The sequence below is a fragment of the Flavobacterium flabelliforme genome, from assembly GCF_017948675.1.
GTDB classification, from domain to species: domain Bacteria; phylum Bacteroidota; class Bacteroidia; order Flavobacteriales; family Flavobacteriaceae; genus Flavobacterium; species Flavobacterium pygoscelis.
Genome location: NZ_JAGFBU010000003.1, coordinates 399,056 through 419,234 on the forward strand (window position 1 = coordinate 399,056; position 20,179 = coordinate 419,234).

The 20,179-nt window shown below is 32.8% G+C and carries 17 protein-coding genes and 1 pseudogene; 16 read left to right on the plus strand and 2 right to left on the minus strand.

The features are described from left to right. The first annotated feature begins 187 nt into the window (after positions 1-187). The 12 genes and pseudogenes from J3S90_RS10430 to J3S90_RS15960 all read left to right on the plus strand — a co-directional run. The gene (locus tag J3S90_RS10430; RefSeq protein ID WP_210646148.1) at positions 188-1,243 is read left to right on the plus strand and encodes a DNA polymerase beta superfamily protein; all 1,056 of its coding nucleotides are present in this window, start codon (positions 188-190) and stop codon (positions 1,241-1,243) included. Between the two features lie 113 nt (positions 1,244-1,356). Next, positions 1,357-2,469 carry a Fic family protein gene (locus J3S90_RS10435; protein ID WP_210646149.1) on the plus strand — a complete coding sequence of 371 codons (1,113 nt, stop codon included), beginning with the start codon at positions 1,357-1,359 and terminating at the stop codon, positions 2,467-2,469. A gap of 318 nt (positions 2,470-2,787) precedes the next feature. Then, positions 2,788-3,006, plus strand: coding sequence for a hypothetical protein (locus J3S90_RS10440; protein ID WP_210646150.1), 219 nt, complete (start codon positions 2,788-2,790; stop codon positions 3,004-3,006). Between the two features lie 554 nt (positions 3,007-3,560). Beyond that, a complete protein-coding gene (locus J3S90_RS10445) occupies positions 3,561-4,658 on the plus strand; it encodes a slipin family protein (protein ID WP_210646151.1) in 1,098 nt (365 codons plus the stop codon). A 309-nt stretch (positions 4,659-4,967) separates the two neighbouring features. Then, complete coding sequence (pnuC, locus tag J3S90_RS10450) at positions 4,968-5,546, plus strand: nicotinamide riboside transporter PnuC (protein WP_210646152.1); 579 nt, start codon at positions 4,968-4,970, stop codon at positions 5,544-5,546. Further along, positions 5,530-6,522 (plus strand): AAA family ATPase, encoded by a 993-nt coding sequence (locus tag J3S90_RS10455; protein WP_210646153.1) that lies wholly within the window; start codon positions 5,530-5,532, stop codon positions 6,520-6,522. Before pnuC ends, J3S90_RS10455 begins: the two co-directional genes overlap by 17 nt. Positions 6,523-6,552: 30 nt before the next feature. Beyond that, positions 6,553-8,145 (plus strand): AAA family ATPase, encoded by a 1,593-nt coding sequence (locus J3S90_RS10460; RefSeq protein WP_210646154.1) that lies wholly within the window; start codon positions 6,553-6,555, stop codon positions 8,143-8,145. After that, positions 8,133-9,101: a hypothetical protein gene (locus tag J3S90_RS10465; RefSeq protein ID WP_210646155.1), complete on the plus strand. Its 969-nt coding sequence runs from the start codon at positions 8,133-8,135 to the stop codon at positions 9,099-9,101. Before J3S90_RS10460 ends, J3S90_RS10465 begins: the two co-directional genes overlap by 13 nt. Then, positions 9,094-10,854, plus strand: a complete 1,761-nt coding sequence (locus tag J3S90_RS10470; protein ID WP_210646156.1) for a hypothetical protein — start codon at positions 9,094-9,096, stop codon at positions 10,852-10,854. Before J3S90_RS10465 ends, J3S90_RS10470 begins: the two co-directional genes overlap by 8 nt. Further along, positions 10,847-11,428 (plus strand): hypothetical protein, encoded by a 582-nt coding sequence (locus J3S90_RS10475; RefSeq protein WP_210646157.1) that lies wholly within the window; start codon positions 10,847-10,849, stop codon positions 11,426-11,428. The genes J3S90_RS10470 and J3S90_RS10475 overlap by 8 nt, the downstream gene beginning before the upstream one ends. Further along, positions 11,415-12,776 carry an AMP-binding protein gene (locus J3S90_RS10480; RefSeq protein WP_210646158.1) on the plus strand — a complete coding sequence of 454 codons (1,362 nt, stop codon included), beginning with the start codon at positions 11,415-11,417 and terminating at the stop codon, positions 12,774-12,776. Before J3S90_RS10475 ends, J3S90_RS10480 begins: the two co-directional genes overlap by 14 nt. A 147-nt stretch (positions 12,777-12,923) precedes the next feature. Next, positions 12,924-13,067: pseudogene (locus J3S90_RS15960) on the plus strand (IS982 family transposase); the annotation flags it as partial. Between the two features lie 19 nt (positions 13,068-13,086). On the opposite strand, the gene mnmE reads toward J3S90_RS15960, so the two are convergent. Beyond that, positions 13,087-14,490, minus strand: a complete 1,404-nt coding sequence (gene mnmE, locus J3S90_RS10485; protein WP_188050625.1) for a tRNA uridine-5-carboxymethylaminomethyl(34) synthesis GTPase MnmE — start codon at positions 14,488-14,490, stop codon at positions 13,087-13,089. 173 nt (positions 14,491-14,663) lie between these two features. Between mnmE and J3S90_RS10490 the strand changes: the two genes are divergently transcribed. The 4 genes from J3S90_RS10490 to J3S90_RS10505 all read left to right on the plus strand — a co-directional run bounded on the left by J3S90_RS10490 (position 14,664) and on the right by J3S90_RS10505 (position 18,868). Then, positions 14,664-15,497 (plus strand): universal stress protein, encoded by an 834-nt coding sequence (locus J3S90_RS10490; protein WP_210646159.1) that lies wholly within the window; start codon positions 14,664-14,666, stop codon positions 15,495-15,497. Between the two features lie 71 nt (positions 15,498-15,568). Continuing rightward, entirely contained in the window at positions 15,569-16,402 is an 834-nt protein-coding gene (locus J3S90_RS10495) for a universal stress protein (protein ID WP_210646160.1), read from the plus strand. 169 nt (positions 16,403-16,571) lie between these two features. After that, entirely contained in the window at positions 16,572-18,344 is a 1,773-nt protein-coding gene (locus J3S90_RS10500; RefSeq protein ID WP_210646161.1) for a MutS-related protein, read from the plus strand. A 50-nt stretch (positions 18,345-18,394) separates the two neighbouring features. Further along, positions 18,395-18,868, plus strand: a complete 474-nt coding sequence (locus J3S90_RS10505; RefSeq protein ID WP_210646162.1) for a GyrI-like domain-containing protein — start codon at positions 18,395-18,397, stop codon at positions 18,866-18,868. A gap of 151 nt (positions 18,869-19,019) precedes the next feature. Here the strand turns inward: J3S90_RS10505 and dnaN are convergent, their stop codons facing one another. Further along, positions 19,020-20,138 (minus strand): DNA polymerase III subunit beta, encoded by a 1,119-nt coding sequence (gene dnaN, locus J3S90_RS10510; RefSeq protein ID WP_188050620.1) that lies wholly within the window; start codon positions 20,136-20,138, stop codon positions 19,020-19,022. Between the last annotated feature and the right edge of the window lie 41 nt (positions 20,139-20,179).

Below are 20,179 nucleotides of genomic sequence, written 5' to 3' on the forward strand. Positions count from 1 at the left end.
TATTGCCAACACCGATCTCCAGTTTGAATGTTTTATATTTCAATCTAGAATTTAAGAATGATTTATTATTTTTAAATTCACACACTTGTAGTTGGCAGCACTCTGTAAAAGAGGAAAACTTTAGCAACCTGAGGAGATGAAGGTTGCTTTTTTTATAAAACTACTACAACAGAATATTAATCAATAAATGACCATCCACACCCTAAAATCCCAAAACCTAATCCTTTTCGAAGTTATTTCGGGCAGTAAATCGTTTGGGTTAAACACACCAACTTCGGATACGGATATAAAAGGAGTGTATTATTTGCCGAAGGAAAAATTCTTTGGGTTAGATTATATTCCGCAAATTGCGAATGAAACTAATGATGAGGTCTATTACGAAATCGGTCGTTTTGTTGAACTGCTTTTAAAAAATAATCCCAATATATTAGAAATCCTCGCTACGCCTGATGATTGTATTTTGTACAAACATCCGCTGATGGATAATTTTAAAATAGAGGATTTCTTGTCCAAATTGTGCAAAGATTCTTTTGCGGGTTATGCCGTTACACAAATCAAAAAGGCGAGGGGTTTAAATAAGAAAATTGTAAATCCGTTGCCAAAGGAAAAGAAAAGTCTTTTGGATTTTTGTTATATACTGAAAGGTTACGAAACCATTTCTTCAGCTACTTTTTTAAAGGAAAACAATCTAGATCAGGAGCAATGTGGTTTGATTAATTTGCCCAATTCAAAGGGAATGTTTGCTTTGTTTTATGATACGGAGAAAGCGTTTGGTTATAAGGGAATTATTCAAAATGAATCTTCTAATGAAGTTTCGCTTTCGTCAATTCCTAAAGGCAAAAAAATGCTGGGATATTTATTTTGCAACCAAGACGGTTATTCAAAATATTGCAAAGAATACACCGAATATTGGAGTTGGATCGATAAACGAAACGAAGACCGTTACAACACCAATCAGCACGGAAAAAATTACGACAGCAAAAACATGATGCACACCATCAGACTTTTGCAAACGGCTGAACAAATTCTCTCGACAGGAAAATTAAACATCAGAGTAAACAATCGGTCAGCATTATTAGACATCAAAGCAGGAAATAAAGAATACGATGATTTGCTACAAATGGCAGATGATTTAATCATTTCTATCGAAAAGCATTATGAAACTTCAACTTTGCAAGAAAAGCCAGATGAAGAGAAAGTAATTCAAACGTTGATTGAAATTCGAGAAGAATTGTATCAATAGAAGATTAAATACTTAGGTAGTTGTGAAAGCAAATCTATTTCGCAGTAAATAAAGTTATATTAACCGCAAATTATGCGTTTAATAATTGTATATTTATCGCAAACTTATTCACGATGCCAAAATACATCCACCAAAACCCTCATTTTCCTAATTTTTATTGGGATATCGAAAAGGTACTTGCACCATTAAGCGATGTACGTTTTTTGCAGGGACGATTTTTGGGAAAAATGCAATCATTGGGATTTGATATTCAACAGGAATCGAATTTGTTGTTGTTAGAAAAAGAAATTATTACCTCTAGCCAAATAGAAGGCGAAATATACAAACCCGAAGAAGTGCGTTCGTCTATTGCCAAAAGAATAGGTTCTCCTTTAGCTAACAATCAACCAACAAATCGAAGCATTGACGGTTTTGTAGATTTATTATTGGATGCGTCACAAAATTATGCTTCTGCTATTTCGCAAGAGCGTTTGTTAAGTTGGCATGGCGCTTTATTTCCCACAGGAAGAAGTGGTTTGTATGCCATTACAACTGCCGATTGGCGAAAAGATGAAAAAGGACCCATGCAAGTAGTTTCGGTTGGATTTGGTACTGAAAAAGTACATTATGAAGCGCCCGCTGCTGCGTTAGTTCAAAATTTAATGCATACTTTTTTAGATTGGCTGAATACCGAATCACAACAAGATTTGATTATAAAAACGGCAATTGCTCATTTGTGGTTTCTTACGATTCATCCTTTTGAAGACGGAAACGGTCGAATTGCCCGAGCTATTTCAGAAAGCATTTTGGCAAAATCAGAGAATGATGCGATGCGTTTTTACAGTTTGTCTTCGCAAATTTTAAAAAACAAAAAGGATTATTATTTATTGTTAGAACAATCTCAAAAAGAGAATTTAGATTGCACAACCTGGTTACTTTGGTTTTTAGACACGTTGAAAAAAGCCATTCTCCAATCCGAAGAAATTATAAGTACGGTTTTGCAAAAAGCTAATTTTTGGAAAACTCATGAAAAAACTATTTTAAACTCTCGTCAACAAAAAATGTTGGAACTTTTATGGAATGATTTTGAAGGGAATCTGACCACCAAAAAATGGTCAATACTGACCAAATGTTCTGATGATACAGCTTTACGTGATATTAACGATTTGATTTTAAAAGGTATATTGCTAAAAGAAGATAAAGGGAGTAGAAGTACGAGTTATAAAATCAACGGAATAGTATTGTAAAAAAAAATAAAGAAAACTATTTTATAATTATAGTTTCAAATTCAACATAAATAGAGAAAGCGTCCTGATATCGGGACGCTTTTTTTGTTTTTTGGAGTATTTGTAAAAAAAAAATCTTCTACGCAGAATAATTGCGCAGTCGTGTCGAAATCTTTGTTCAAGAAATAAAACAAGTTCTTTGATTTATTAAAGTTTTGAGATTCCTCCTTCGTCGGAATGACAAAAGAAGGAGATTGACAATATCAAACAAGTCCTGTTACGTGTTTCTGTATAGCACCATTGTAGGGAACTTTTCGCGAAAGCGTATTATGTTTTTCTATGCAACTTGATTTGGAGGTTTTGGTAGTTTCCCAGAAAATTATCACCACTCTATGGGTCATGGGTTCGATTCCCATTCACAGCAATGTGATAGTTCAGTTGGTTAGAACAATAGATAATTTTGCAGGTTCGAATCCTGCACCGTTTTTCGATTCGGTTAGACAAATGGTAAGTCAAGCACAGACTGAAAATCTGTATTTCAGAGAACATCACTCTTAAAAAGATGACCACAAAAAAACTGATTTGTCTTTGTCGGTACAATTAGGATTGTAAAATCTAAAATTGCACACTCACGATACAACCAGTGCGAACAGCAATGTATTTAGGAATGCTCTTTTTCTTTTGGGTTTGATTGTTTAGGTAGTTTTCAGAATTGCTTTTACAAAATAGAATTGTAAAACAAGTGGAGCACAAGAATTACAAACTATTCGTCCGTTTTTATCGGAGGAGAAAGACAATGAGGTTTTTTATTTAAAGTAAATAGTCATTAGTGAATAGAAAATATTAAAGATAAAATCAGTTTAAATCTGCGTAACAATTTTTAATAAACTTGATTTTGAACATTGAATTATATGCCGCTCCGATGGAGCTCATTTTTGATTGTTTTTTATTCTATAAATATAATGCCCCGATGGAGCTAATTACATAAAAATATTTCCAATTTAAGCCACAGAGTGGCGTAATATTTATAACAATAAACAAATAATATTTCGTCAAGAACTCCGTAGGTGTGAAATAGTAAACACAATAATAATTAAAAAAAACAAATTATCATGATCAATAGAATTACAATCGATGCGTACCAAGTAGGTTTGGTATTCGAGAACAGGAAATTATTAAACGTATTAAAAGAAGGAAAACATTGGATTTTTGGAGATAAAAAAGTCATCATTCATGAAATGAACTTTCCATTCCAAACGCAGTATGAATTGAATATTTTGTTAGAAAATGAAGATTTGGCGGCGATGTTAAAAGTTGTTGAAGTAAGCGATACTGAAATAGTGTTGCAATTTGCAAACGGAAATTTCACAACTGTTTTAACTGCTGGAAGATATGCGTTTTGGAAAGGCATTGTGAAAAATGAATTTGTGAAAGCCGATTTGTCTAAAATTGATATCACCGAAAATATCACCGTAAACCTTTTGGAGAACCTCAAAGTAAGACCATTCGTTAGAAAATTTTTGGTAGCCAGTAACGATAAAGCATTGTTGTTTGTTAACGGAACTTTTACAACCGAATTAAAATCAGGAACCCATTATTTTTGGAATAATGCGATTACAATTGATGTAAAAACAGTTGATATGAGACAACAACAAGTGGAGATTTCTGGACAGGAATTATTGACGAAAGACAAAGCAGGGTTGAGAATCAATTTCTTTGTGAGATACCAAGTGGTGGATATTTTGAAAGCTTTGGTTGATAATAAAGACTTCGAAAAACAATTGTATGTTTTGATGCAATTGGCTTTAAGAGCTTTTGTTGGTGGACTTACTTTGGATGAGTTGTTGAGCAAAAAAGATGCGATTGCTAGTGATATTTTGGCTGAAGTAACAGCTAAGATTAGCAATTTAGGTTTAGTGATTTCTGATGCTGGAATTCGAGATGTGATCTTGCCTGGAGATATGAAGGAGATTATGAATCAGGTTTTGGTTGCCGAGAAAAAAGCACAAGCCAATAGTATTATGCGAAGAGAAGAAACCGCTTCTACTAGAAGCTTGTTGAACACCGCCAAATTAATGGAAGAAAATGAAATGCTTTGGAAATTGAAAGAGATGGAATATGTAGAGAAAATTGCCGATAAAATTGGTGAGATTACCATTTCAGGTGGCGGAAATGTCATCACTCAATTGAAAGAGATTTTTGTTAAATAGAAAAAATGCCTTTATGGTTTCAATTTTTAAAGAGTCAAAGTTTATAAATAACAATAAAAAGCACTATTGGAAATCAATGGTGTTTTTTTACAGACATTTATCTGATAAATATTGTGTAATTAATAAAAAACACTTTATCCAAGCTGATGATAATGTCTTTTTATGGCGGTTCGATATCTTTTAGAATCATTTAAATACTGTTAAAGGAAATAGAGATCTTTTGCCTCAGTTTTTATTTCTTCATAATTTTTTGATTTGTTCCGCTATCAATTAAAAGTTTAATAGTTTATTATATCTTAGCAAATATATATGAATACAACTTTAGAAATTTTTGGCACAGTTTTCGGTTTTTTGGCCGTTTATTTTACTATTAAAGAAAATATCCTGTGTTGGTATTTTGGATTAGTTCAGGTCATAGTATATTGCTTTGTTTTTTATACATCAAAATTATATTCGGATATGATTTTGCATGTTATTTATATTTTTCTGCAATTATTTGGCTGGTACAATTGGAAGTACGGGGGTGACAATAAAAGTACATTACGCATTACCTTAATAACAAAAGCAGCCTTATGGATTGTTTTAACATTTATATCAACTCTGATTTTGGGCTATTTTATGCAGACCAAAACAGACGCCTCTTTTCCTTATCCTGATGCTTTTATTACTGTAGCAAGCCTTGTTGCTCAGTATTTAATGATAAAAAAAGTATTAGGTTCCTGGATCTTTTGGATCGTAGTTGATGTGGCGGCCATCTTTGTATATTTTTATAAAAGCTTATATTTTACAACGGGTTTATATTTCCTTTTTTTGATTATGGCAATAATTGGTTACTTGCAGTGGAAAAAGGCGTACAAAGAAGAATTTGCATATGAAAAACAAGCATAAAATAGGATTGACATTAGGCAAATTTGCCCCTTTTCATAAAGGCCATCAATTGTTAGTTGAAACCGCTATCAAGGAGATGGATGAAGTACTATTATTAATTTACGATGATCCTGTTATAAATATTTCGTTAGCTACCAGGGCCACTTGGATACGCAAAATATACCCAAATATTACAGTTATTGAAGGAATAAATTCACCTAACGATAGTGGTTATTCACCTGAAATTATGAAAATTCAAGAGGACTATGTTTTGGAAGTTTTGGAAGATCGTAGCATATCTCATTTTTATTCGAGCGAACCTTATGGCGTACACATGAGTAAAGCTTTAAATGCGATTGACAGACAAGTTGATTTAAGTCGGAATATTGTTCCTATATCAGCAACAAAAATTAGACAAAATCCATTTAAACAAAAGGAATTTATTCATCCTGAAGTCTATAAAGATTTGATTACTAAAGTAGTTTTGCTTGGTGCACCTTCTACAGGAAAAACTACTTTGGCAGAAAAATTAGCAGTGCATTTTGATACGCAATGGATGCCAGAGTACGGAAGAGAATATTGGGAGAAACATCAAATAAATAAACGATTAACCTTAGACGATCTTTTAAAAATTGCAGAAACTCACATTGAAAGAGAAGATGCTTTGGTAACAGAATCAAATCAGTTTTTGTTTTCAGACACCAATGCAATTACGACTTATTTATTTTCACTTGATTATCATGGAGAAGCACTTTCCGCTTTGCAGAATTTAGCCAAAGCAGCAGAACAAAGGCACGACATTATTTTTGTGTGTGATACCGATATTCCTTATGATGATACTTGGGACAGATCCGGTGATGTGAAAAGAAAAGAATTTCAGCAAAAAATCATCGAAGATCTTAAGGATAGAAATCTTAGCTATTATATGCTGGAAGGTACTGTTGAAGAAAGAATTGAAAAAGTTTCAAAAGTATTAGCCGTATATAGAAAATATTAAATTTAACTAACTTAGAACAAAAATAGAACCATGTCTGACTTAATAAATAAAACTATGGGGTTTTTCAAAAAAGTCCCAGAATCGCCTACTAATCCACAAGAAAATAAAATTAGCAACAAATTTAAGGTAGAAGATCTTTATTCAAGTGATAATCTTCAAAATGAATCTAATGATGGAGTCAGCCTTGATGAAAAATTGCGTCAGGCTTATTTTTGGATTACAAATACCGCTATTATCAGTCCGTACTATGATATCGAATTCAATGATGGCGATCCTAAAAAGTTTTTTTTTGGCGATAGTAAAGTACCCGTTTGTTTGCCAACAGATCAGAGCTATTCCAGTTTTGTATTAATGCCATTATTGAATTTAGCAGCACGAGGCAAATGCCTTATTGTGGGCGGACCTGGCCGAGGAAAAACGGCTACTTCCATTTTGATGGGTTTGTTAGCGGGATATGATAATAAAGATGTATTGAGAGCCATTCAGCACGGTCAGCCTCAAATGACGATTTCAGATTTATTAGGGCATCCATTGCCTTCGGATATGGTAAAGGCCGAAAAAACGTCAGATATTAGAATTGCTTGGAGAAAATGGCTGGGTATGCGAGTAAAAATTATTGATGAATACAATCGAATCCCGACCAGAACGCAATCTGCTTTATTGACTGTTCTGTCAGATAATTATGCTGAAATTTTCGATCAGATTTATGAATGTCCAGAAGGAGCGTGGTATTTAACAGCTAATGATGATGCAGGCGGAGGAACGTATCAAGTTATTGAAGCTTTAAAGGATAGAATTGATATTGTAATTCGAGCCATGCATTTTAATACTCGATTTATTGAGGATTTATTACAGCGTATTGAACTTAATTTTAAGCCGGAAGCTATTATTCCCGAAGAAATTATTTTTACCGAAGAAGAGCTTAATACGATCAACAAACAGATCAGACAAGTACAAATAGACCCGGAATTACGTAAACGTATCGAATTTTTCTGTCGTCAGTTCGAGTTTTTTGAACCCGCGTCCAATAGATTGGAATATATGACAAAAGACACGGCAAAATTGTCCGGTCTGGACATGCGTACTCTTTTTAGAAAAGAAACGGGAAAAGATCCAATCAAGGATTTGGGTTCTCAGGCAAAAAATGGTTTGTCCGTTCGGAAAATCATGACTTTATTGATGTTTTCTAAAGCATTGGCTTATTTTAGAGGAAACAAAAAAGTAGAATTAGAAGATATTAGACAAGTTTTACCATTCGTTTTGCACGATAGTTTAACGCCACATTTAGAATCGCCATTTTTTGATCAGGCAGGTAACGAAGTATATAGAGTAGATAGAATTGTATGGTTGCGAAATTTATTCGATTTGTCTTGCGATGAGTATATTAGTCAAGATTTGGACAGAAATGATCCAGTTGATCAATTTGAAGCTGAATTTAAAAAAGGTCTTGAAAATATTTCCTCAAAAGAAATTGATAACCGACTTTTAAATATTGAAAAGCAACTACAGAAATGGTCGCAAGAGAAAAAATTGTATGGGTACAGAGCAGATGATATTTTAAAATTGAAATATCTACATCAACGTTATACCAATTATAAAAGATGGCTTCAATGGAAAAAATAAGCTTTCCTCCACTTATTGCAGAATTAAGCGATAAGAGTGTATTGTACAATCATTGGTATGATGAAAATGAAATGAAGTATGGCAGTTTGCCTTCACATTCTATTCTGAGATGGATGGAAGAAGTGGTTGAACCTATCGTAAAAGCAGTTTATAACCAAAATTCAGCTCCCGAGAAAATCCACGAAATAGTAAAAGCACTGTATTTAGAATCATTGAAATTAATTGGTAGTGGACAGGCAATACGCTATAATAATGAATACAAAACAGCTTGGCTCTTAATGGCTGAAATGCCCAATTTAGTATTGAAATTTCCAACAAAAACGATTTACTTATTGAATGATGTACTTTTAAATTTTCATTCGTACGCAGTAGAAAAAACCTTAGACTGGTGTCAACTTATGAAGAGCACTAGCATTGAGATTAAAACGATAGAAGATTTTAAAACAGCAGGGCGCATTTATGCATGGAAATGCGGTTTAGCACATTTAAGAACGCGATTAAAAGCTGATTTTTGTGAACTTTCAGAAAATCTGCAGCAGCTAATTGTCATTAATCTAGATTCAGATCATAAAAGAGATGACCTTTTTGATCGTACATGGTCTAATAACGATTCAAAATTTGAAGGCGTGCAAGGTGGTTTCAAAGGGTCAATGGGCTTTTTTGAACATCCGCCAAAACTAGCGCAGATAGAAGATCACGTATTTGTAACCGATTCAAAAAATAGTTACGCACTTTTTGCAGACCAGTTTGGTACTGTTTTGGTTCCAGCTGATACAGTTGATTCCGCTTACATCTTATCAAATTCTAAGCGATTAGAAACCTTGGAAAAATGGCTGGAAAAAAATCACGAAATTGATAGAAACACTATTTCATCGGTTGCAGCTACAAAAGATACTTTGGTTTTTACTTTGCAAAACTCTTATTTTTTATACCTATTCAGTCTGGGCAATGCATAATCAATTTGAAATAGAAAAAACCTTAGCGTTGTGGAAATCGTTATGGCCACAGGCAAAGCTGGAATGGAATCCTTTGCTTCGCTTGCAGGAACCGATCTGGTGTTTATCTCATCAGGAGGCTAAAGAAGAAGGACTTACCGGCAGTTTTGCTATGATTCGGCTAACAGATCATCGTATTGTGATCAATTTAGAAGAAATTGTAGAACGCCATATTGAAGGGTACGCTCTTGAAGTTCTGGCGCATGAAATTGGGCATCATATTTTTACGCCAGCTAATTTATATGATAATGCTATTTTACTGAATCGCATTCGGTTTGGTCTGCCTGGTATTGAGAACAGAGCACCTATGGTATCCAATTTATATGCTGACTTTTTAATTAATGACAAATTACAGCGTGTCAATAAATTAAGTATGTCGGAGGTTTATAAAGCCATAAATACAGAAGATACTTTTACTGAATTTTGGACTTTGATGATGCGTACCTATGAATATTTATGGCGGTTAAACCGAGGTGAACTGGCCACTAAATTATCCCTTCATAGTAAAAAAATTGATGCGGATGCCTCATTATTAGCGTCTTTGATTAGAAGTTACTCCAAAGACTGGATTCACGGCGGCGGCCGATTTGCCGTTATGTTGTATCCTTATTTAATGGAGGATCAAACTTTTAATGAGGCACGTAAAAAGATTTTAGTATTGCTAGACGCAGAAGATGCAGGTTTGGGGGCTATGGACATTTCAGGTATGACAGAACTTGATTTGGAAGGTTATGACGAGATAATCGACATGCGAAAAGAAGCTCTTGGTCTCGCAGATGGTGATGCTGAAAAGAAAGAAGACAGTTTAGGTTCCGGACAAAACAAGTTGGGAGGTCATGGACCAAGAAATGGATATATGGGACCTGGAAATTATATTGATTTGATGAAACAAGTCAATCCAAAAGCCGATGAACAGCGTTTGATCAATGCATATTACAAAGAAATTGCTTTACCACATTTAATAGATTTTCCGATCGAAACTTCTGAAAATGTGTCTTTAAATTTACCGGAAGGTTTAGAAACTTGGGATATTGGTGACGCAATTGAAGAAGTAGACTGGTTACAGTCGGCGATACAATCGCCGTCACTTATTCCAGGATTAACCATGCAAAAACGAACGTACGGATCCGATTCTGATAATGAAGTTTCAGAAAGTCCTTTAAATGTTTATATTGGTATCGATTGTTCAGGTTCGATGATGAATCCGAAGCACAATTTTTCCTGGCCTGTTCTCGCTGCTACAATTATTGGATTGTCTGCATTGCGTGCTGGTGCATCGGTTATGGGATGTCTTTCTGGCGAACCTGGAAGTTATCTGGAAACGAATGGTTTTATTACAGATGAAACAGATCTGCTGACAACTTTAACCTCTTATTTGGGAACTGGTTATGCGTACGGGATTGAACGCTTACGCAAACCATTTGAAGAAAAGCCAAATAAAAAATCACACATTGTAATAGTGACCGATAATGATATTTTTAGTATGTTGGAATCTGATACTCAAACGGAACAAACTCATTGGGAATTGGCTGAAATTGCATTAAAAAATGCTGGCGGACACGGGACAATGGTATTGCATTCTCAACCAGATTACAACAAAGATTTGGTGATCCGATTGCATAAAATGGGCTGGAATGTGTATTATGTTACCAACGAAGCTGAGCTTTTAAAATTTGCATTAGAATTTTCACAACAAAATTACGCTTATGTCTAAATATGATGTTTTTGAACTTGTTACTCATGTAAGAAAGTGTCCAGAACTTTTTTTTAAATCGTCAAGCTTTTTAGTAAAGGAAGGACTGAATTCGATAGCGTTGCTTTGTGATACCTACAGAACGGTAAGCGGTAATTTTTTAAATACGGTATTTAAAATACCATCAGGCGATCATTTAAAAGCCATTGGAGAGAATCATTGGCGCGCTATTCATATTTCTACTTGGTTACTTAGCCATCAGGACTTTAAGAATGCCTCTTTTGCTGAAGAAAAATTATATGATTTTTGGTTTGAAGAATTGCGTCACGCTTCACCTTATGTAAAATTTAACGAATGGGTCAGCGATGATGAGCGTGCCGAAGAGATGGTGAGGCTGTTATTAAATTGTTGTCAAATACTTCCTAACGGAGAAAATCCTGAAGAAGCAGCTGATAAATTATCCTCATTAAACAGTGCAGAACGCCATAACGTTTTAAAAAAATCCTATAAAGCAAATGAAAGAATAATGGATATTAAAAGACAAATGGAAGAGAAAAGAGCCCGTGAGGCAGCAAATACGTATGGACGCGAGTAGTAAGCCACAAATAGCATTAACAGACGAGGAACGTTTTCCTCTGTTAGATGATTTAAGTTTTTTAAATGCACTTAAACAAGATGAATTTGCTCCAAAATTTAATTTTAAAAGTGGTGATCGATTAGATGCTGTAAATCTTTCAAAAGTTAAAGCATATAAAAAGAAAAATTGTGAGGAAAAATCATTTTGGACGCAAGAGCAGACTCCAATTTGGTTAAACGAATATTTAAAATGGAGTAGTGAAACTGTTCCATTTTATAAAAATAAATCCAATATTTTAAATTCTTTTCCAACAACCAACAGAGATGATATTAGAAAAAATCCTCATTTATTTGTTTCAGATGAGGCAGATTTATACGAGCTCTTAGTTTATCATACTTCCGGCTCAACAGGTCCGAAATTAGATGTGCTTTTTGATGCTGTTTCGCAGGCAAGTTGGGTTCCACAAATAGAATCCATTCTCCAAGATTTTAATATTTCAATAACTTCATGCAAAAAAACTGTAGCAATTGCTTTGATTTGCGCTCAAGAAAAAACATTGACTTATGCCTCTTTATCAGCCTACTTAAAAGGTGCAGGAATTTTAAAAATAAACCTAAATACATCAGATTGGAATCATCCTGATGATGCTGTAAAATATCTAGAGAAATTCAACCCGCAAATCTTAACAGGCGATCCGCTGGCTTTTATGGCATTGTTGGATCTAAAGCCTAAATTGACTCCAAAAGCTATGGTTTCTTCGGCTATGAAATTGACAAAAGGTACTAAAGATACTTTAGAAAGTTATTTTAAATGTCCCGTAATCGATCTTTATTCCCTGACGGAATGTAGAAATATAGCTTATGCAACTGGAATTGGTCATAAAGTTATAAGACCCGATTTGTATTTAGAAATTTTCGATGAATTTGATGATATTGCGCTTCCTTATGGCGAGAGAGGTGAACTAGTAGTTACTGGAGGAAGCAATCCTTTTCTTCCTTTAATACGATACAGAACAGGTGATTTTTGCAGATTAAAAATAGAAAATGGTATTCCGTTTTTGATTGACTTAGAAGCCCGAAATCCTGTTGTTTTTAATACAAAATCAGGAATTAAAATCAACAATATTGATGTTTCTAATGTTTTGTCCGAGATACCTTTGGCTGGCTTTAAAATGCATCAGAGAAAAGATAAGTTAATTCAGTTTATTGGCTATTCTAATGAGGTTACTGCTGAGGTAATTATAGATTTATTGAATATTATTTTTAAAAATGACATCAACCTTGATGTAGAAATTCAAAAAATATCTCAAAATAATGATGTAGAAAAAACTAAGTACTCTTCGGAGTTAATTAGCTTTTGTGATTAAAAAAAGTTCTTTTAAGAATTATTTAAAAACTGCTTAAGAAGTATTTTGTTTTACATTAATTTTTTTAAAGAACCACAAATCTAAAATTTTTTCAAAATTTTAGATTTTAGATGATATAGTATTTAAAGAATATTATAATACCGTTGACAATTTAAAATTAGAAATAGTTATGCTAAATTATTTAATGGTTTTGAAAGAAGAATTATATCAAAAAGAATAGCTATTACTGTATTTCAATATAGCAATAAATTCATATTTGACAGGCCAATTAATAATATTAAAATCAATTAATTTTACCCAACAGGTTATATTATTTCCCAATACAGAAATTAGCAAAAATATTACCCAACAACTCATCGTTAGAAACTTGACCAGTAATGGTCCCAAATTGATACAAAGCTTCCTTAATATCAAGTGCCATTAAGTCGCTAGAAAGGTTATTTTCTAAACCATATTTTACTTTCTGAATTTCATCTAATGCTTTTAGTAAGGAGTCGTAATGTCTTGTATTAGTTACAATTGTTTCATTATTTCGTAGAGCTCCTGTATTAACAAAGGATAGTAATTGATTTTTTAAATCATCGACTCCAATATTTTGTTTAGCAGAAATTAGTAAGATGTTTGGGATTTGAGTTTGCAGATTTAGGATTTGTTCGTCAGAATATAAATCCTTTTTGTTCCCTATAATAATTAAAGGTTTCAATGGGAACTGATTTTTTATTTTTTCAATTTCCAGCTGTACTTGTTTTATGTTTTCAGTATCTAATGTTCCTCCTTTTGGTGTAAGCGGACTCAAATAGATCACCACTTGAGCTTGTTCGATTTTTTCAAAAGTTTTGCGGATTCCAATACTTTCAACTACATCTTGCGTTTCGCGAATTCCTGCCGTATCTATAAATCTAAATCCGATGCCTCCAATGACCAATTCATCTTCGATAGTGTCACGTGTAGTTCCAGCAATTTCAGATACAATCGCGCGTTCTTCATTTAATAAAGCATTCAAAAGAGTTGATTTCCCAACGTTTGGTTCACCAACAATCGCAACTGGAATTCCGTTTTTGATTACGTTTCCAACAGCAAAGGAATCAATCAGTCTTTTTAGTACAAATTCGATTCGGTTTAGTAATTCATGAAATTGTGCTCTATCGGCAAATTCGACATCTTCTTCGGCAAAGTCCAATTCGAGTTCAATAAGCGAAGCAAAATTTAATAATTCCTCTCTTAACTTGGCTATTTCGTTAGAGAAACCACCGCGCATTTGCTGCATAGCGATTTGGTGCGATGCTTCATTGTCGGACGAAATTAAATCGGCTACCGCTTCTGCTTGAGATAAATCGAGTTTACCGTTTAGGAAAGCTCTTAAAGTAAATTCTCCTGGATCCGCCATGCGACAGCCTTTTCTTAACAATAACTGAATAATTTGTTGCTGAATATAGGTTGAACCATGACAAGAAATCTCAATTGTATTTTCACCCGTATAGGAATTAGGACCTTTAAATAGCGATATCAAAACTTCGTCTAAAGTTTTGTTACCGTCCATAATATGACCTAAATGTAAAGTATGTGTTTTTTGAGTGGTTAGTTCTTTATTTTTTATAGATTTAAAAACAGAATTTCCAATAGTAATGGCATCTTGTCCGGAAATTCGAATTATGGCTATAGCCCCAGCTCCTGAAGGAGTTGCAAGCGCTACTATGGAATCATTAGGAATCATATATATCAATTTATGCAAAAGTAAGGAAAAATGCCATGGCAACAAGGACAGACTAAAGAATCCCGCGGCATTATTTTTTTGTTAAATATTCTTCAAACTGATAATTATCATTCTATTTTGGTTTTTGTTTTGTAAATTTATATAAATAATTGATTTGCAATAAATTAAATAGTATGTCTAAAAAAATCCTTTTTCCAACTGACTTTTCACAAGCTTCAAAAAATGCATTTATTTATGCTTTACAATTAGCTGACTCTATTCATGCTGAGGTAATTACCTTACATGTGTATCAAGTTCCACAAGCTAATTTTGTAAATGCAGCGGAATATTTACACGAAATATATGACGTAACTGAACTTAGTAATTTTGAGAATTACAAAGATCAAGTACCTGCATTGCGCGATATAGCCGCAGCAAATAATTTAAGTCACATCAAAATTAGTCATGTATTGCTTTCGGGTAATTTAGTACAAGAGATTAAAAAAATGACAACCAAAGAAAAATTTGATTTTGTAGTGATGGGAACTAAAGGCGGATCTAGTCTTGAAGAAACTTTTTTTGGCACTAATGCTACTAAAGTTATGAGTGACGTAAATGCGGTAGTACTTGTTATTCCAAAAGATTGCCAATACAAACCCATTCAAAAAATGCTTTTTCTTACTCAATATAAAACTGAGGATACGCTTTCTTTTCAAATAATGCTCTCTCTTGCCGAAACATTCAATGCTGCGGTAGATTGTCTTCAAATTGTTTCAAAAGAAAAGCAAAATAAAGCGAATTGTATGGAGGAATGGAAGGAAATGACAAAAGGCAAAGAAGTTGCTTTTTTAACAATCGAAGGTGAGGATACGGAAGGTTTAATATTAAGTTTTATAGAATCACATACAATTGATATGATTGCGATGCATGTGTACCATAAAACCTTCTTTGAAAAATTATTTGAAACGAGTCTTTCAAAAAAATTAGCTTTTCATATTAACATTCCAGTAGTAGCTATTTCTGAATAAGGAATTGCTTTTTAAGAGAAGAATTTTTAAACTCAATAATATTTGATTAAATATATTTTAAACTATACAAAATGAAGAAAATTTTATTTCCAACCGATTTTTCCGAAACAGCAACTAATGCTTTTGTGCACGCTTTAGAATTTGCAAAAAAGGTAAATGCTGAAATCATTCTTTTACACACTTTTGATCTACCTGTTTATGACAATCAGTTTTTTCCTGAAAACTATGCTGTGATTTACAATTCTTTAGAGTTGTCCCAGTTTGAGATGTTTAAAAACGAAATTCCAAAACTTCGCGCCATTGCCGAAGAACGCCATTTGGATAAAGTTAAACTATCACATCGACTTATGGATGGTGATTTATTGCATAACATAAAAAAATCAATTAAAGATGATGCTATTGATTTTGTAGTAATGGGAACGGCTGGCGCTACTGGATGGGAATCTTTTTTTATAGGAACCAATACAGGATCAGTAATTACAGGTATTGATGTGCCAATGTTATGCGTTCCAGTAGAAGCCAAGTTTAAGAAAATTGAGATCATCGGTTTTACTACTCGCTTTAGACCTAAAGATAAAAAAGCACTTAAAATGGTGCTAGATATTGCTAAAAAAACCAAAGCTAAAGTAAAATGCTTGTACGTAAAAACCAGTAATTCTGATGTTACCAAAGAAACTATTAAAAGCTGGGAAAAAGAATTTAGTGCAGATCCAATAGATTTTTATGTGATTCATAGTGATGATGTACAAGAAATAATTTTAGATTTTATAATGTATAAAGAGCTCGATATTTTGACGATGCTTACCTACAAAAGAGGATTTTTTGAAGGACTTTTTAAACCAAGTTTGACTAAAAAAATTGCTGTTAATAATGAAATTCCAATTCTAGCAATTCCAATTGATTAAGCAATAAGCATATTTTATTAAATGAACTTTATCTAAAATGGATTTATAAAATTAAATAAAGAGGACATTTAGTTTTGTAATTCATTTTCGTAATTGCTCTTGGTTTTTGTGTTTGTCATTGCTATTCATTTTTCAAATTGATTATATTTGTAATTCACTAAAAGTAGCAATGGACATATACAAAATCAAAAAGGAAGAATATTCAGTTCAATTAAATACAATTAACAAAAAGTACAATACTATTAGTTTTTTTAGACTAATTGCTATTGTACTTTTTTTAGTTTCTATTTATTATTATCTCAAAACGAGTGCAACAATTTATGTTGCTTCTGCAATACTTTTTTTTGTTTCTTTTATAGTTTTAATGCGAATACATTCTAAATTACAATTCAAGAAACAAGTGACACAAGCTTTATTTGCAATAAATAAAGATGAAATCACCTATTTAGAGAGAGAAAAAATTCCTTTTGAAAACGGAATTGAGTTTAATGATTTTCAGCATCCATACGCTTATGATTTAGATATTTTTGGAGAACATTCTTTATTTCAGAATGTAAATCGTACGGCTACTTTCATCGGAAAAAAAATATTAGCTACTAAATTGCTTAAAATATCTTCTAATGAAGAAATTATCCAGAATCACGAAGCCATAAAAGAACTTACTGAAAAGTTAGATTGGCGTCAGGAATTTTTGGCTTTTGCCAAAGTAAGCAATGACAGTCAATCCAATTACCAAACTTTACTAAAATGGAGTTTGTTTAATAGTGCACCGTTATCTAAGTTCACCGTTTTTATCTCATACTTTTTGCCCGTTATTTTTCTGCTCAATATTATTGGTTATATCGTGACATCAAATGTTACTTTTGCGTCGATTTTGTCTTATTTATTTGTTATAAATCTTGTCGTTTTAGGTGTATTTACGAAAAGAATTCAGCTTGAAGTTGCTAATTCTTCTAATATTGACAAAACCATTGGACAATATAGTTTGCTGTTGAAAAAAATTGAAGAGGAGACATTTACGTCTCAAAAGCTCATCAGTTTACAGCAAAAACTAACCTTTAAAAAAGAAAATGCTAGTGTACATTTTAAACAATTATCAAGTTTGTTTTCTAATATGGATACCATTGGTAATTTGATAACCGCAATTCTTTTTAACGGAACTTTTCTTTTTAACTTGCATGTTTTTAAATCATTAGTGCAATGGAAAACAGATCATGCCGAAGCGCTAGAAGATTGGTTAGGAATTATAGGAGAATTTGAAGTGCTAAATAGTTTAGCGAACTTATCCTACAACAATCCTGACTTTGTTTATCCTACTTTAAACACCAACTTTGAGATTGATTTTACTGATTTAAGTCATCCTTTATTGAACCAAACGACTAGAATAGGAAATGATGTTCGTTTTTATCCTCAATCTTTTATGATTTTAACGGGTTCTAATATGTCTGGAAAAAGTACATTTTTACGCAGTCTAGGGATTAATATGGTTCTCACAGGAATGGGTTCAGTAGTTTGTGCCAAGCAAGCCAATGTGCATCCTTTACCGGTTTTAGTTTCGATGCGTTTATCCGATTCTTTGTCAGATAGCGAATCGTATTTTTTCGCTGAAATCAAGCGTTTAAAACAAATTATGGATCAATTAGAAAAGCAACCCGCTTTTGTTTTATTAGATGAAATATTGCGAGGAACGAATTCTGATGACAAGCGAAATGGGACAATTGAAGTGGTTAAAAAGGTAATTGCTCAAAAAGCCATAGGAGCGATTGCTACGCACGATATTGAAGTTTGCTTGACAACTAATGATTATCCAGATTTATTAACTAATAAATGTTTTGAAGTAGAAATCATCAATAACGATCTGCATTTTGACTATAAACTTAGAGATGGAATTTGCAAAAACAGAAGTGCTACTTTTTTAATGAAAAAAATGGGAGTCATTTAGCATTAAAATAGTGAAGTAATTAATAGAATTTAGAATTTACTATATTGAGAATGGTGACAATTGAACAAAACATAAAAACAGCTGGATTGGTAACTCAATTAACCAAATCTCAAAAAGAGAATTTTATAATTATTAGCAAACATTGGATCGCCTTTAATGCAGAATTAAAAAAGCACAATCTAAATCAGTATTCTGGAAATTGGGTTAAATATGGAATTACTTTTAAAGTTGAAAACGAGTATTTTTATCTAACCGCTATTCCTAATAACAAACAAATTTTTCCAGACCATTTTATTAATTTCGAAATTTCAAAAGGCAATTATGAAATTTTCGTACATCAAGGTGCGATGCAAGATATTAAACAAACACTAAATCATATTTATAAAACGATTATTCCTGATTTGAATTTAAAGATTGAAGATCATGAAAAAAAAGGTTTTTTGCACTTTGAAAAATATGATTACCGTTTTCAATGGAACAATCCCAAATCAGTAATCGAAATTTATTTGCCTCTAAAAAAATAATTTCTAACTATTACTAATTATTAAAGAAGTTATTTATCAAGCAAATGGTTATTTATAGCAATAAAAAAGCCGTTTCGAGAAATCGAAACGGCTTTTTCAAATATAAAAATTGGTTTGGTTAATAGCGTATTTTGATAACTAAAATATTTTATTAGCTATTTAACATTACTGGCATTACCAGCATAGTTACTGTTTCGCCTTCTTCTAAACCATCAACAGGTGTTAGAATTCCAGCTCTATTTGGTAAAGACATTTCTAACATGATCATATCAGACTGCAAGTTAGTTAACATTTCTGTAAGAAAACGAGAATTGTAACCTATTTGCATATCGTCTCCTTGATAATCACAAGTCAATCTTTCTTCAGCTTTATTAGAATAATCAATATCTTCCGCAGAAACATTTAGTTCAGCACCAGCAATTTTCAATCGAATTTGGTGTGTGGTTTTGTTTGAGAAGATAGCTACACGACGTACTGAACTCAAAAATTGAGAACGGTCTATCATTAATTTATTTGGGTTTTCCTTTGGAATAACCGCTTCGTAATTTGGATATTTACCGTCAATCAAACGACACATTAAAACGTAGTTGTCAAAAGAAAAAGTAGCATTTGAATCATTATATTCAATTTTTACTTCCGCATCAGAAGTTCCAAGAATATTCTTTAAAATATTTAAAGGTTTCTTTGGCATAATGAAATCAGCTACTTGTGACGCAGTTACATCTGTTCTTGCGTATTTTACTAATTTATGTGCATCTGTTGCAACGAAAATTAATCCTTGTGGTGAAAACTGGAAGAAAACTCCAGACATCACCGGACGTAAATCATCATTTCCGGCTGCAAAAATAGTTTTACTGATGGCTGTTGCCAAAACATCGGCAGGAACAAGCGTTACTGAAGGATCGTCTAAACTAACAGATTTAGGAAATTCATCACCTGGAGCATAAGCTAATGCATATTTTCCAGAATTAGAACTAATCTCTATAGTACTATTTTCTTCAACAGTGAATGTTAAGGGTTGCTCAGGGAAAGTCTTAAGGATTTCCAAAAGTAATTTTGCAGGAACTGCAACACTACCTTTACTTTCAGAATCAATTCCTAAAGTTGCAGACATAGTGGTCTCTAAATCTGAAGCAGAAACCGTCAATACACTATGATCCAATTCAAATAAAAAGTTATCTAAAATAGGTAAGGTGTTACTACTGTTGATCACGTTACCTAATACTTGTAATTGCTTTAATAAGTACGAACTCGATATTATAAATTTCATCTGTTTTGTTTTATTTTTTAACGCATTTATTTAAATTCTAA

Excerpts from the sequence above, each read along its gene's own strand:
- dnaN (WP_188050620.1), bottom strand. The coding sequence starts at position 20,138 with ATGAAATTTATAATATCGAGTTCGTACTTATTAAAGCAATTACAAGTA.
- J3S90_RS10445 (WP_210646151.1), top strand. The coding sequence starts at position 3,561 with ATGATCAATAGAATTACAATCGATGCGTACCAAGTAGGTTTGGTATTC.
- J3S90_RS10470 (WP_210646156.1), top strand. The coding sequence starts at position 9,094 with ATGCATAATCAATTTGAAATAGAAAAAACCTTAGCGTTGTGGAAATCG.
- J3S90_RS10455 (WP_210646153.1), top strand. The coding sequence starts at position 5,530 with ATGAAAAACAAGCATAAAATAGGATTGACATTAGGCAAATTTGCCCCT.
- J3S90_RS10505 (WP_210646162.1), top strand. The coding sequence starts at position 18,395 with ATGGTGACAATTGAACAAAACATAAAAACAGCTGGATTGGTAACTCAA.
- J3S90_RS10500 (WP_210646161.1), top strand. The coding sequence starts at position 16,572 with ATGGACATATACAAAATCAAAAAGGAAGAATATTCAGTTCAATTAAAT.
- J3S90_RS10460 (WP_210646154.1), top strand. The coding sequence starts at position 6,553 with ATGTCTGACTTAATAAATAAAACTATGGGGTTTTTCAAAAAAGTCCCA.
- J3S90_RS10490 (WP_210646159.1), top strand. The coding sequence starts at position 14,664 with ATGTCTAAAAAAATCCTTTTTCCAACTGACTTTTCACAAGCTTCAAAA.
- J3S90_RS10465 (WP_210646155.1), top strand. The coding sequence starts at position 8,133 with ATGGAAAAAATAAGCTTTCCTCCACTTATTGCAGAATTAAGCGATAAG.
- J3S90_RS10475 (WP_210646157.1), top strand. The coding sequence starts at position 10,847 with ATGTCTAAATATGATGTTTTTGAACTTGTTACTCATGTAAGAAAGTGT.
- mnmE (WP_188050625.1), bottom strand. The coding sequence starts at position 14,490 with ATGATTCCTAATGATTCCATAGTAGCGCTTGCAACTCCTTCAGGAGCT.
- J3S90_RS10430 (WP_210646148.1), top strand. The coding sequence starts at position 188 with ATGACCATCCACACCCTAAAATCCCAAAACCTAATCCTTTTCGAAGTT.
- J3S90_RS10480 (WP_210646158.1), top strand. The coding sequence starts at position 11,415 with ATGGACGCGAGTAGTAAGCCACAAATAGCATTAACAGACGAGGAACGT.
- pnuC (WP_210646152.1), top strand. The coding sequence starts at position 4,968 with ATGAATACAACTTTAGAAATTTTTGGCACAGTTTTCGGTTTTTTGGCC.
- J3S90_RS10435 (WP_210646149.1), top strand. The coding sequence starts at position 1,357 with ATGCCAAAATACATCCACCAAAACCCTCATTTTCCTAATTTTTATTGG.
- J3S90_RS10440 (WP_210646150.1), top strand. The coding sequence starts at position 2,788 with ATGCAACTTGATTTGGAGGTTTTGGTAGTTTCCCAGAAAATTATCACC.
- J3S90_RS10495 (WP_210646160.1), top strand. The coding sequence starts at position 15,569 with ATGAAGAAAATTTTATTTCCAACCGATTTTTCCGAAACAGCAACTAAT.